The organism is Aliagarivorans marinus DSM 23064 (assembly GCF_000429485.1).
Classification (GTDB): Bacteria; Pseudomonadota; Gammaproteobacteria; order Enterobacterales; family Celerinatantimonadaceae; genus Aliagarivorans; species Aliagarivorans marinus.
Genome location: NZ_AUBY01000017.1, coordinates 78,317 through 92,375, shown reverse-complemented (window position 1 = coordinate 92,375; position 14,059 = coordinate 78,317). Strand labels below are relative to the sequence as shown.

Here is a 14,059-nt window from a genome sequence, read left to right as displayed (position 1 = left end):
AGAGGTGGTTAGGGCTTGATTACGATTAAGGAAGTGTCTGAGCTGGCGAAGGTGTCGCAGTCCACGGTGTCCCGTGCGCTAAACGGCCACCCTACAGTAAAAGAGAAGAATCGTAAGAAGGTGTTCGATGCGATTGAGCAGCTGGGCTATCAGCCTAATGCCTTCGCTCAGGCGCTGGCCTCTAACCGCTCCAACAGTATCGGCATGTTGGTTGGTACCCTGTCAGGGCCGTTTTATGGTCCCTTGATGCACCATGCGGAAAAGGTGGTACGGGCGCGCAACAATCACCTGATCATCACCAGCGGGCAAGAGCAGCATAGCGAAGAGCTGGAGTCGATCCGTTTTCTGCGCGCCAAAAAGGTCGATGGCTTAATCATCCATGCCGATACCCTGAGCGACAGCGAGCTGATCAGCTTGGTACAGCAGCAGCCTGCTACCGTCATCCTAAATCGCTATATCCCTGAGATCGCCGAGCACTGCGCCTACCTCGACAATGAACTCGGCGGCTACCTGGCCACCCAACACCTGATTGAAAGCGGCCATCGCCATATTGCCTGCATTACCGGGCAGCTAAGTAAGTGCGACAGCCGCGAGCGCCTGCAGGGTTATCGCAATGCCCTGAGCGACGCCGCCATCGACTACGACGCCAACCTGGTGGTGGAAGGCCGCTTCGACGATCAGGGCAACCATCAAGCCGCCCGGCGGCTGCTCGACCGCGATCCCAAGATCAAGGCCGTGTTCTGCCAAAACGATGCTATCGCCCTCGCGCTATACGATGTGGCAATGGAGCGCAGCCTGCGCATCGGCCACGATATTGCGGTGGTCGGCTTCGACAACGACAGCCTGAGCGAGCACCTGCGCCCCCAGCTTAGCTCGGTCAACTTTCCCATTAGCGAGATGGGCCGCATCGCTGCCGAGCGCGTGATGGCGCTGATCGATGGGCAAAAGGTGGACCAGCTACCCGCACTGCAACTCACCCCCGAATTGATCGTGCGAGCATCCAGCACATCCTAGGATAGTTCGCTAGATACAGAGCCAGTACTGGCTGTTCTTGGTCAATTAAACAACAAAAGAAAGCGCTTGCTTTTTTTGCTGGCTAAAAATCCTCATGATGGCTGCAGCTGTAAGTAACACAAGCAATCGCAAAAACGACCAACTTCACTTTTATCAGGCAACCAAAGAAAAACGCAATAAACACAAACATTAATCCCTATCCTTATGTTTTATATGTATTTAATATTGATGCGGCTACTCATTTGTGAAATTACCATGAATCCAGCAAGGAAAAATCTGTGATCCTTAAAATGCTTTTAACGATCACTTATTGAACACCAGCGATGGACCGCCGTACATTAACCCAAAAGAAAGCGCTTTCTTTATGGAGTAAATTGCGTATGAGTCTTGCACACCCTTCGAGCCAACCACCCGTCAGCGGTCAGTTTGTCGACCTAGATGGCGAGCGTTACTACAAGATTGCCAATGTCGATCATATGGCCCCCTTCTTTATCAGCGTGGTCTCGGCCAGTGACCATTGGCTGTTTATCTCTTCCACAGGCAGCCTTACCGCCGGACGGATCCGCCCCGAGAATGCGCTGTTTCCCTATAAGTCGGTGGACTATATCCATGAGAGCGCCGAGAACACCGGTTCCAAGACCTTAGTCAGAGTGACAACCGCCACTGGCAGCGCGTTATGGGAACCGTTTAACCGCCACCACGATGGGCTCTATCAGGTGGAGCGCAACATTTATAAGAACACCATTGGCGACAAGCTGGTGTTCGAAGAGATCAACCATAGCCTGCAGCTGAGCTTCCAATACAGCTGGAACACCAGCGAGCGCTTCGGCTTTGTCCGCCATGCCGAGATCCGCAACCTCAGCGAGAATAGCCAAAGCATCGAGCTCATCGATGGTCTGCAGAACCTGCAACCCTCCGGCGCGCCGCTGGGCTCAATGCAAAAGGCCAGCGCGTTGGTCGATGCCTATAAGTGGAACGAGCGACTCGCCGACAGCCCGCTGGTGCTCTACACCATGTACGCCAAACTGACCGACCGCGCAGAGCCCGCCGAGTCGCTGTTGGCCACCAGCGTGTTCAGCCTCGATAGCGGCGACAACCAGCTGCTGCTCAGCAGCAAGCAGCTGCAAGCCTTCCGTCGCGGCCTGGCGCTTGAACAAGACACCTTGGTGCGAGGCGAGCGCGGCGCCTACCTGCTAGCCAAGACCCTGAACCTGGCGGCCCAACAAAGCGCCGACTGGCGCATCGTGGCGGATATCGACCACAATCATCAGGCGATTACCCAGCTGCAGCAGCTACTGAGCGATCCCGCCGCACTGCAAGCGCAGGTTAGTGCCAGTATCGCGGCTAACCAGCAGGAGCTGATTAACTTGATGTCGGGCGGCGATGCCTGGCAGCTGACCAACGACGAGGCCACCAGCGTTCACCACTATGCCAACGTGTTGTTTAACAGCATGCGCGGCGGGGTGTTCGACAACGGCTACCTGCTCGACAAGCAAGACGTGCTAAGCGCCATCACTAACACCAACGCCAAGGTGGCAACACGCCAGCAGCAACTGTTGGCGACGCTGCCTGAGAAGCTTCTGCATAGCGAACTGCTGACCGCGGCCAAGCAAAGCGGCGACGCCCAGCTGATCCGGATCTGCTACGAGTACCTGCCGCTGACCTTTGGCCGCCGCCACGGCGACCCTAGCCGCCCTTGGAACCACTTCGAGATCAAGCTCAAAGACGATCAGGGTGAGCGCTTACTCTCCTACCAAGGCAATTGGCGAGATATCTTCCAGAACTGGGAAGCCATGGCGGCCAGTTATCCGGGCTTTGTAGGTTCGTTCCTGGCCAAGTTTGTTAACGCCTCCACCATGGACGGTTACAACCCCTACCGCATCACCAAAGAGGGCATCGACTGGGAGCTACTGGACGAGAACGATCCGTGGAGCAACATCGGCTACTGGGGCGATCACCAGATTATCTACCTACTTAAGTTCCTAGAGCAGCTGAGTAAGTACAACAGCGGCGAACTCAGCGAGATGCTGAGCAGCGATATCTTTAGCTACGCCAACGTGCCCTACCGCTTGGGCAATGTGGACAAGCTGTTTGCCAACCCTAAAGACACCGTGGAGTTTGATAGTGCGCTGCAACAGACCATCGAACAGCGCGTCGACGCCTTGGGCTTTGACGGGCGGATGGTGCTCGATGGCGAGCAGCAAGTGTACATGGTCAACCTGATGGAGAAGGTGCTGGTGCCGCTGTTGGCCAAGCTCAGCAACCTGGTGCTCGATGGTGGGATCTGGCTCAACACCCAACGCCCGGAGTGGAACGATGCCAACAACGCCATTGTCGGCAATGGCCTGTCGATGGTCACGCTCTACTATATGCGTCGCTATGTGGCCTTTATGCAAACCTTGTTGCAGCGCTTGCCTGAAAGCACCCGCTTGTCGAGCGAGGTGGTGGAGTGGATGCTCTCGATTAGCCACACCCTTGAGCAGGCCCAACAAGCTATTAGCCAAGCCCATGTCACCCCACAACTGCGCAAGTCGCTGCTCACTGAACTTGAGCTGGCCGCCGAGCGCTATCGCAACAAGGTGTATCAGCAAAACGGCTTCTCCGGCAAACAATCGGTGGAAATCGCCACCCTCAAGCAGTTTGCCAACGTCGCCCTCGAGGTTCTCGATGCCAGCATTCGCAGTAACCTGCGCAGCGATGGCCTGTATAACGCCTACAACATCATGACCTACAGTGCCGAGCAGCTAAGCATTGAGCAGCTCTACCCAATGCTTGAAGGTCAGGTAGCGATCCTCAGCGCCGGCGTACTCTCGCCAGAACAAGCGGTGGCGTTGCTCGATAAGCTGTTTGCCAGCGAGATGTATCGCCCCGACCAGCAGAGCTTTATGTTGTACCCCGACCGCGCACTGAACGGCTTTATGGACAAGAACCGTCTGAGCGCCGCCAGCGTTGGCTGCAGCACCTTGCTAAGCAGCATGCTGGAGGCCAACGATACGCGGATCATCCAGCGTGATGAGCAAGGCAACTATCGCTTCCATGCTAGCTGCGAGAATATCGGCCAGTTGCGCGCTGCGATTGCTCAGGTCAAACCCGACTATGTCAGCTTTAACGAGGAGCATTGGCAAAACTTGGAAGCCGCCTATGAAGAAACCTTTAATCACAAGGCCTTCACCGGTCGCTCCGGCACTATGTTTGGTTACGAAGGCTTGGGCTGTATCTACTGGCATATGGTCTCCAAGCTGCTACTCGCAGTGCAGGAGAACTACCTGGCAGCCCGCGAGGCCGACCCACAAGGCGCCGCCACCCAGCAATTGGCGGACTACTACTACCGGGTACGCCAAGGCATTGGCTTTAACAAGACGCCAGATAACTACGGCGCCTTCCCCACCGATCCCTACTCGCACACGCCCAAGCAAGCCGGCGCTCAGCAGCCGGGGATGACCGGGCAGGTGAAAGAAGAGGTGCTAACCCGTTTCGGTGAGCTAGGTCTGGAGATTATCGATGGCTGCCTAAGCATCAAGCCAAGCCTGCTCAAGCGCGACGAGTTCTTGCAAGCGCCGGCGCCGTTCCGCTTCCAAGACCTGAAAGGCGAAAGCCATAGCGTAGGACTCGACCAAGCCCAACTGGCCTTTACCTACTGCCAAGTGCCGTTTATCTATCAGCTCGATGACAGCCAAGCGCCCGGGATCCGCTGTGAGTTAAGCAACGGCCAGATTGAGCAGATCAGCGGCCTGACGCTTCCCGCATCGTTCACCGCGCAACTGTTCCAACGCAGCGGCGAGATAGCCAAGTTAAGCGTAACCCTAAGCAGCGTAAGCTTGCGCAGCGCTTAAGTCCTTTCACACTCCGTTGCGCCTGAGGCAGCAAGCCCGGGCGCAACGCCTCCCCTTTCCTACAAACGCCGCTCCTTTCCAACAAACGCCGCTCCCCCTAACGCCACAGCCACGATACCGCTGTCTCGGCTCGCTAAGATATAAGCGCGGCCACATCGCCTACACTTGGTGGTTATACCCGAGCAACCTCAAGATGCTTGTCCGGCTCTAAGCGAGTGATCGCCCTAGCCGCGTTAACTGTAGTCTTGCTAAACACCCATGGCGCAGTCTCAGCCATCCACCGACAAAAAAGGAATAACACATGGAAGGAATCAGACGACTACCGATCGCTGCCCTATTGATTAGCTGCCTGTGGCTACTGCTAAGCCAGCCTTTGCGCGCCAACGAGGTCAGCTTCGAGGTCCAAGAGCTCGCCCCTAAGCTGTACATGCTCTCCGGTAAGGGCGGCTTCACCGGCGGTAATATCGTGGTGCTAGACGGCCAGCAAGGCAGTGTGATGATCGACGATGCCCTGCCCGATCACCTCGCCCTGTTGGTCTCAACCCTGGAATCGATGAAGATCGCGCCAATGCGCTTTTTGCTTAACACCCACTTCCACGCCGACCATATCGGCAACAACGAAGCCTTCGGCAAGGCCGGGGCGCAGATCGTCTCCCACGAAAACCTGGGCGCCTATCTGGCCGAGCACGGCATCCGCTCGCTCAGTGGCAATATCCCGGTTGAGCAAACCGGTCAGCCGATGATCACCTACTCCGAGTCCTTGGGCCTGCACCTCAATGGCCACAATATCGAGATGATCCACCTGCCCGCCGCCCACACCAGTGGCGACTCCGCAGTAGTGTTTAAAGACGCCAATATCATCCACCTCGGCGACGTGTTCTTTAACGGGCTGTTTCCGTTTATCGACCTAGATGGCGGTGGCACCCTGCAAGGCTATATCGCCGCCCAGCAGACCATCATTGCCCTGTCTGATGACAACACCATCTTGGTGCCCGGCCACGGCCCGGTAGCCAAGCGTGACGACCTGCAGCGCGCCAACAGCATGTTGGTGGAGACTAGCGAGATCGTGCAAAAACACCTGGATGAAGGAAAAACCCCGCAGCAGATCATGGAACTCAATCCACTTGAGGGCTACGAAGGCGACTGGAGCTGGGGCTTTATCACTACCGAGAAGATGACCATGCAGCTGCTAAACGCCATGGGGCATTAGCCGCTAGCCTCGCACGTTCTCCACCCCCGGCTGACGGTAATACGCCAAAAACTGTTCAGCCGGAATGGGCCGGGAAAAGAAATAGCCTTGTGCAATATCGCAGCCCGCTTGAGACATGATGTTGCTCTGCTGAATGTTCTCAACCCCCTCTGCCACCACGCTTATTTGTAGGCTTTCAGCCAAGCGGATCAAGGCAATACACAGGGCGCGATCGACCTCATCCTCACATAGGTCGGCGACAAAGCTACGATCGATCTTCAAGCCATCGACCTTAAACTTGCGCAAATAGCTCAGCGAAGAGTATCCGGTACCAAAGTCATCCAACCAAACCGGGATCCCCAGATGGCGAAGCTCCACCAAGTTGTCCATTACCCGCTGCTCGTCGGTTAGCAGGGAGTTTTCGGTAACTTCAACATGCAACCAATGACGTTGTAGGCCGAAACGCTCCAAGTTTTCAGCAAAGCTTGTCGCAGCATGCTCGCGGCTCAGCTGCTTAGCCGATAGGTTGATTGCAATATAAAAATCATCATCAACCTGACTAGCCCAGTGCTGCCGCTGCTGGCACGCCTGCTCAATCACCCACTCACCCAGTGGGATGATCAAACCTGTGGCCTCGGCAATCACTATTAGCTCATCAGTCGGCACCATACCTAAACTCGGGTGCTGCCAACGCAGTAAGGCTTCAGCGCCAATCACTTGTTGGCTCTCAAAACTGAGCAAGGGCTGATAGAACAGGGAAAACTGCTGGCAATCACTGAGCGCTTTGTGAAGCTCTCGCTCCAACAGCCCTTTGCGGGCAACCGCATCGCCCATTTGCTGATTGAAGTGGCGATAGGTGCCTTTACCCGCGCTCTTGGCTGCATACATGGCAATGTCGGCATTCTTTATCAGCTCAACGGCGCTTGTGCCAGCATTTGGCGATAACGCGATGCCAATACTACAGCCGATGAACACCTCATCGCTGCTATCTTCCAAGATGAAGCCTTTGGTGAGTACATCCACAATGCGTCCGGCGATAACATCGAGTTGCAGCACATCTTCCACGTCGGGAATGCACAAGAGAAACTCGTCGCCTCCCACTCGCGCCAACACGCAGCTTTCATCCCGCATATTGAGCGCCGATGCGACCATATCGCTGGCCCGTAAGTTGTGTTCAATCCGCTTAGCCACTTCACAAAGCAATTGGTCCCCCGCTCGGTGGCCATAGTTATCATTGACCGCTTTAAACTCGTCAAGATCGACGAAGATGACCGCAATATTGTGCTGTGTTTGCTCAATCACCCCAGAAACAAACTCAATAAAACGCAAACGGTTGGGTAGCTCGGTGAGCGCATCGTGATAGGCCAAGAACTCGACTTGCTCGGTGCGCTCCTTCAGATTCGTGCTCATTGCATTAATCTCGGTCGCCAGTTCTCCCACTTCATCACTGCGCTTAACGCAGTTGGGTCTTGAGTAATCTCCTCGCCCTATGTATTTGGCTTGTTTGACCAAGGCGAGGATCGGGCGGCTCCAGGCACTCGCTAGCCACGCCGACAATACAACAGTGACCACCATTACCACCACTACCGCCAGCAAAGACCCTAACAGAGCATCGCGAATACTGCCTTCGTTGATCCGGGCGATAATATTGGCGGTGTCGGCGATATCTTGATTAATGGTTTTTAGCGAATAGCTTAGGCTCAGGCCGCCCAGCAACTCATCACCTATGTAGAGCGGGTCTGCAACCGTAAGAGTATTCTCAGCGAGGCGGTGGTAGTGCTGCTGTTCCTGCAATACTGTGTTCAGTATCTCTGGCTGCTCAAATGGACTACCGTAGGCCTGCATGACCTCTTGGCCATTGTGAATAATGGTTCCCTCAGCTGAGAACACAACCACCTCAATGACTTCCTCTGAGTTAAGTGCTGGCTCAAGAAGGTCAAATATACCCTCCATATCAAACAGGTAGATGGGGTTAATCAGTGCTTCTGAAAGGTAACCTAAGGTGTAATGTGCCCGTTGCTCCAACTGAGATATCAGGCTGCTGCTGACATCTTTACTCGAGTGACTAAGTAAATGTTGTGCATGGTGTTTGAAGATATATAACTGAACTATCAGTAATAGAATCAAGGCAGCTAAGGACGAGAGTATGCTGTATACCGTTAGCCGCCCTTTTAGCTTCATAAGTTGATACTCTTCTACCGAGCCTTACACATGAGACTAGTAAAGCTGCTCTAACAACGGCGCCGCTTTCTCGACCCAATCGATACTGTTTTGAACGGCTTGGTCAAGCTCATCAAACTGGGCGGTTTTCTTGTATTGACTCAACGCTTCTTGCCCTTGTTCATCCAAGTGTGCTGAGAGCATTACCTCGGTTAATGCTTGTTTAAGCTCGACCGTCAAACCAGGTCGAGCCACCTGCAGTGCGCGGGGAATAGCAATAGAGGAAGCGAAGATTTCAAGCTCTTGGCGCATTGCCGGTGGGATCTCTTTTTCCCAGTCCAGGTTACTAAATGCTGCAGCAGCAGCTTGCCCATTAAACACCCACGCCGACATGTTCACCTCACCGCTGGACGAGGAAATTTCGTCAACAAACACATAGCCAATCGAATCAGCAGGTGGCATATCACGCAATGAGGCCTGCTCATACAGGGTGAAACCTTGCTCTAGTAACATGATAACGGGGACAAAATAGGCACTGGTTGAATAGCGGTCTTCAAATACCACCGTCTTGCCAAGTAGTTGATCGAACGACTGAATCTCGCTGTCTTGCCTTGAGAAGAACACGCTACTGTATTCCGCCACCCCACTTTTCCAGCGACGCGCCAGCAGCTCAGCGCCAGCTTCGTTGACCAGAGTCACCGCAGAGAACACTGTATCGGACACCATGTCGACTTTGCCCGCTTTCATCCAGCGAACCATTTGCTCCAGGTTAGTCGCTACCATCACTTTGGACTGAGTAACGCCATGGTCTTGTAGCTGCGATACCAGATATTTTGCGAAAGGGGTTGTGCGTTTTACCGCTTTCTTTGGGTTAGTGCTAATGACTCCCAAAACTAGCGTTGCATCATCGGACTTGGCAGAGTACGCGGATGGGGGAAACAACAAAAACAAACTGATGACTACGGCTAATACTTGATACTGCTTACTCATGCCACCTGCCTTTGACTAAATTTCACTCTACTAAAGATATAGTCCATTCGGCTCAAGTCTTAACCGCCGTGGCGCTGCAAACCTGCGTTTTCAGCGAGTTAAATGAAACCATGCTTCGCAAAGCGCCTTAATGAGTGTAAAGACATTAAAGAGAACCTTTTTTAATCAGTTTGTTAGCCTGACATAACTACTTTTTTATTAATTAATAGGCTAAAAGAGCTGTAACGAAAAAGCCCTCACAGGGTTGCGAGGGCTTAGATTTCACGAACATTAGATTCTACTAATAAGCAGAACTCTGTTTAGCATCTATCTAACGATACACGTTACCGCTCATATCCATCACATCACCGCTGCGCGTGTCGATCAGGAAGTTATCCGATGGTGCACGGTTGTAGAGCATTTCCAAGATGGTGAAGATCACACCGAACTGCTCCTTGAACACCTCGCCCACTGGGTGGTTGTGGTTATCTTCCAGTACGCTGACATCCATATCGCGCAGCGCGCCCGATACCAGCGCGTATTGCGCTACACTCTCTTCGGTGAGTTGCCCAACCTTGATGGCCAGCTCGTCGGCGTTACGCAAGCGATAGAAGTCGGTCAGCAAATCCATGCCGCTCCATACAAAGTCACGCAAGTGCATGCCATTCTCAAGCGCGAGAGCTTCGGCTTTCAAGGTGGCATTCGCCCAATCTTGGCGGAAGGTATCACCGATGTTGCTGTTAAAAGCACAAGCATCAGTATTTGGCAGATCAATAACTGAAGCCAGCTCACAGGTGGTGATATCCGTCTCCAGTTGCGACAAGATCATCATCTGACGACCGTTGATATGCTCGATCATGTGCTTCGTCTCACCCGGCCAGCGACTGGCCCAGCCCTCAGCCAGCCCCATGATGTGGTAATCATTCATCTCAACGTAAGAGCGAGAACTTAGTACACGCTCGTTCCAAGTCGCACCAGCGGCCTTCTCCAAGCGATAGTGCTCAAACAGTTGATCAAAATCGCGCACATCATCCATTACCACGGTTTCCACCTCGATAATGTCGCTGTTATCCAGCGTCACCAGTTTGTAAGCTGGCACATAAGCCGCTAGCGATGGCGCCTGGATATTCACCAAGGTGTTGCCTTCGCTGCTTACCGTGGAGGTAGTGTTGTAGTGCATGTGTCCACCCACGTGCAGCTTGATGCCCATAGCCGCAAGCTGCTCGCTGATGCTATTGCTAGGTAGGCGGTGATGTTGCAGGAAGTTGGTTTCAACGCTTTCAAAGTAGTCTTCTGCCACCTCATACGCGCCGCCGTAGAAATCATCCATTGGGTAGTGGCTAAAGGTCACCAGTTTCTTGCCTTGCTCCTCAGCGCGAATAACGACATCTTGCATCCAGTCAACCAAGTACTCTTTGTGGCTGAATACGTGGTCCCAACCTTTGTTTTGAGCACCGCTGTAAGATCCCGAATCCTCTGGGTTTACCGCCGCAGAGTCGTTCGGTAAGAACACGGTTGAGTCGAGGCTTAGCACCCAAAGGCCTTCGATTGGCTCAACTAAGTAACTGGCATCAAACTGCATAGAGCACACACCGCGATCGTTAGCGGTATTGTAATCACCACCGGTACCGTCTGCGCAGATCTCATGCTGACGGTTAGCCAGCGCAGCCTCTTCTTTAGCCAAATCAAAGCTATAGTCGTCGCGTAGCGCCTCGCTGGTAAATGGCGTCTCGAAGTAGGCATACTCTTGTTTCGGGAAGAAGCCGTGGGCGCCCATGTCAGTCATCACATTGCCCATACCTTGGTGGATAACCTCATGAGTACAGATAGTGTTCTCATTTCCACTCAGGCAGTCACCGTGACCCAAACTGCGGATATTTTGATTCTGATAGTCCGCGCCTAGGTAGTCACTTTTACCGGCTTCGTGATCGAAAGGACGAACCGGGTCATGGTTACCCGGCGCTGCGAAGAACTCCATTCCGTACTTGTCGGTGTATTCTTGCAGCATCTTATCCATGCCGCGCAGGTGTACCGGCTGGCCGTCATCACTGAAATCCCCCGGCATCGCTACCAGCTTCACGCCGCGTTCAGCCAGATCGTCTAGCGCAGCGCGCAAAGCGAAGTAGTTCTCGTTGAATAATCGGGTTGAGCCGAGCTGAGCGCCCATAGTACGAATGGTCGCATTGGGGTTGCCTTCGTAGCTCACCAGCCCTTCAAAGGCTTGGTTTCCGCCCTCGGTAGAAAAATCAGCATACACATCATGGAAGTGAATATCCGACATAAATGCGATGCTAACTGGGTCTTTTAGTCCACCACGATCACCGTCATCGCTGGAAGAAGAACTGCCACAACCACTTAGTAAAGCTGCGCTGGCAAGCGCAAGGGCGCTGATTTTAAAATGCATGATTACTCCTCGAAAATTAAGCGAGGTGCAATCTAGGAAGGAAAAATTACAGTTAGATTAATGAATTGCTACAGATATATTTAGCAATGCATTATTCCGGCAAAAATTGATCTGAGCGATGATAACACCACCAACGGCGTTGCAGCAGTGATAAATACGCGCGACCGTTTGTTGCCTTAGTGTATTAATTTACTTATTGGTAAAGCACTTCTACACAACATTTGTTACTCAATCTTCCGGCGCAAAACACTCGCTAAAAGAGCTGCATTCGCCGCAGCTTGGTGCCCGGCAGACATAGTCGCCCCCATTTTGGCAAAGCTGCCGATAGAAAAAACGCTTCCAGCGCATACGCTGGGTATTGGCCGCGGCAAGCTCCGGAAAGTAATGGTGCAGTAACACACCGAGCTCGGCTCGCGTGCTCAAGCCCAAGCTACTCCAAAGGTGCGAGGGTGCCATGCAGGCGTGTACGATAATTTCCAACATCCAGTGGTTGGCCGGGTCCTGATGGTCACGACAATGCTCAAGCAGCAAGGCGCGTAAGCTCTGTAGTTCATCGGCTTTTAATTGGCACATCTGCTGATACAGCTCAGCGCGCTGGCCGGCCGAAGAGCTGGCTTGCCACTGCAGATTGAGTTCGCTGAGTTCGGGCACGGCTAGCCAGTCGAGTAGCTGTTGATAGTCGCCATCACTGAGCCCGACACCATAGGGCAATGCCGCCTGCCCTTGTAGCTGGGCGGCGACAATCTGGCGAAACCACTGCTGTGGCTCTGGCGCGCCTTCAGTCTGAGCACTATTAGCCGGAGAGCTAGCAGACTGAGCGGAGTGAAGTGGAATCACCTCGCCGCTGGCGCGCGGATCCGCTTCATCGTTAAGTGAGTTAAGCATGGCCTGCCAGCTCCGTCAGTTGAATCACCTGTTCTTGCTCACAAGGAATGCCAGTCAGGCTACCCAATGGATTGAGGGCGCGCCCTTCGTTGTCGACGATGGCACATTCAATCGGGCAGATCTCACCACACTGGGGCGGATTGGGTTGGCTGGCACATTCATCACAGCGATGGGCATTGATGGCATAGCCGTGGGCATCGCGCACCACCGCTTTTTGCGGGCACACCAGTTTACATGCGTTACAGCCAATACAGCTGCGGGTTATCCGTAGTGCCATTAGCCACACTCCTTAGCGCAGGAACCTTGCGCGCTCTTCTCAAGTAACTGCTGGCGAACCTGCTCTAGAGCCTCCGGTGTTGCCTTGAGCGCCAGCTCGGTGTTCACCGAGATGCCCGCCTCTTGCAAGGCTTGGCGCGGCGGCAGGCCGATCCGACTGCATAGCAACACATCCACCCCTTCCAGGGTATGCAGTGCCCGGCTCATACGCAGCTGGGCTTCGTCCTCATCACACTCGTTTTGGCCGCGGCAATAGGCCTCGATATCCCGTGCGGGTAGTGCTTCAACGCCAGCCTTACCGATGCGGTACAAATCAAAGGACTTGGCATAGCCAAAGTGTTGGTCGATGTACTCGCCGCTGCGACTGGCCACGGCCACTGTCAGCTCGGCAGGTACCACATCTGGTATCTCATCGACATTAACCTGCTCGCCCAATTTTCCGACCGCATCAGCGCGACACTGCTGGCAGTGGGTCATCTGCGCCATGCTCACCCCGGCATCACTGCGCGCCTGAGCCAACTCCTCGTCAGTCGGTCCGCGTTGCCCCATCAAACCAAAATAAGTCCCGTGGGCGGGGTCGGAAATCAGCGGCATAACGTTGTGAACAAAGGCGCCATAGCGCTGCAACTCCTCGGCTAGCTCAGCAATATGCCAATCGTTGATTCCGGGGATCAGCACCGTATTGACCTTGACCAACATACCCGCCTCGATGGCCAACTTCAGCCCCTTCAATTGACGATCAATCAAGGTTTGCGCCGCATGCTTGCCTCGCAAACGACGACCATTGAAGTAAACCCACGCGTAGATCTGCTCGCCGATGGCAGCATCGATACAGTTGATGGTAATGGTGAGGTGCTTAACGCCTATCTCCAAAAGCTTGGGTAACTGATCCTCCAGCTCCAAGCCGTTGGTGGAGACACAAAGGTGCACCTCATCGTCGTGCTGCCCGACCGCCTTCAGAGTTGCCAGCGTGGCGTTCGGGTTGGCCAGCGGGTCGCCAGGCCCGGCAATCCCCACCACTTGGGTCTCTGGGATGCGCTGCTTGACCTTGGCAAAGCGCTGCACCGCTGCGGCGGGCGATAACAGGCTGGAGGAGACACCCGGGCGGGTCTCATTGCTACAGTCGAACTTGCGATTGCAGTAGTTACACTGAATGTTACACGCTGGCGCGACCGCTAAATGCATACGCGCAAACTGGTGGGCGCCCTTGGAGAAGCAGGGGTGTTTTTCCACCAGTGCGGCCTGTTCGGCACTCATGTTCGGTGGCGGCAAAGATGCGGAGCAAGCTGACTGAGAGGCGGATTGAGACATAATCGAATTCCAAACATC

The 14,059-nt window shown here is 54.1% G+C and carries 9 protein-coding genes; 3 read left to right on the top strand and 6 right to left on the bottom strand.

From position 1 onward, the window contains the following. The first annotated feature begins 15 nt into the window (after positions 1-15). From G461_RS0108025 to G461_RS0108010, 3 genes are all read left to right on the top strand, one after another. Positions 16-1,014, top strand: a complete 999-nt coding sequence (locus tag G461_RS0108025) for a LacI family DNA-binding transcriptional regulator (protein ID WP_026958286.1) — start codon at positions 16-18, stop codon at positions 1,012-1,014. A 380-nt stretch (positions 1,015-1,394) separates the two neighbouring features. Further along, positions 1,395-4,847 carry a hypothetical protein gene (locus G461_RS0108015; RefSeq protein ID WP_026971459.1) on the top strand — a complete coding sequence of 1,151 codons (3,453 nt, stop codon included), beginning with the start codon at positions 1,395-1,397 and terminating at the stop codon, positions 4,845-4,847. Between the two features lie 301 nt (positions 4,848-5,148). Further along, positions 5,149-6,057 (top strand): MBL fold metallo-hydrolase, encoded by a 909-nt coding sequence (locus G461_RS0108010; RefSeq protein WP_051333449.1) that lies wholly within the window; start codon positions 5,149-5,151, stop codon positions 6,055-6,057. A 3-nt stretch (positions 6,058-6,060) separates the two neighbouring features. On the opposite strand, the gene G461_RS23700 is transcribed toward G461_RS0108010, so the two are convergent. The 6 genes from G461_RS23700 to nifB form a co-directional block, all read right to left on the bottom strand. Then, positions 6,061-8,217, bottom strand: a complete 2,157-nt coding sequence (locus G461_RS23700; protein WP_051333448.1) for a putative bifunctional diguanylate cyclase/phosphodiesterase — start codon at positions 8,215-8,217, stop codon at positions 6,061-6,063. A gap of 36 nt (positions 8,218-8,253) precedes the next feature. Next, positions 8,254-9,186: a phosphate/phosphite/phosphonate ABC transporter substrate-binding protein gene (locus G461_RS0108000; RefSeq protein WP_026971457.1), complete on the bottom strand. Its 933-nt coding sequence runs from the start codon at positions 9,184-9,186 to the stop codon at positions 8,254-8,256. A gap of 310 nt (positions 9,187-9,496) precedes the next feature. Continuing rightward, positions 9,497-11,569: a metallophosphoesterase family protein gene (locus G461_RS0107995; protein WP_026971456.1), complete on the bottom strand. Its 2,073-nt coding sequence runs from the start codon at positions 11,567-11,569 to the stop codon at positions 9,497-9,499. A gap of 228 nt (positions 11,570-11,797) precedes the next feature. Then, positions 11,798-12,454 carry a nitrogen fixation protein NifQ gene (locus tag G461_RS23695; protein WP_051333447.1) on the bottom strand — a complete coding sequence of 219 codons (657 nt, stop codon included), beginning with the start codon at positions 12,452-12,454 and terminating at the stop codon, positions 11,798-11,800. After that, positions 12,447-12,731: a 4Fe-4S binding protein gene (locus tag G461_RS0107985; protein WP_026971455.1), complete on the bottom strand. Its 285-nt coding sequence runs from the start codon at positions 12,729-12,731 to the stop codon at positions 12,447-12,449. Before G461_RS0107985 ends, G461_RS23695 begins: the two co-directional genes overlap by 8 nt. Then, on the bottom strand, positions 12,731-14,041 hold the full coding sequence (gene nifB, locus G461_RS23690) for a nitrogenase cofactor biosynthesis protein NifB (RefSeq protein WP_051333446.1): 1,311 nt from the start codon (positions 14,039-14,041) through the stop codon (positions 12,731-12,733). Before nifB ends, G461_RS0107985 begins: the two co-directional genes overlap by 1 nt. Positions 14,042-14,059: the final 18 nt, after the last annotated feature.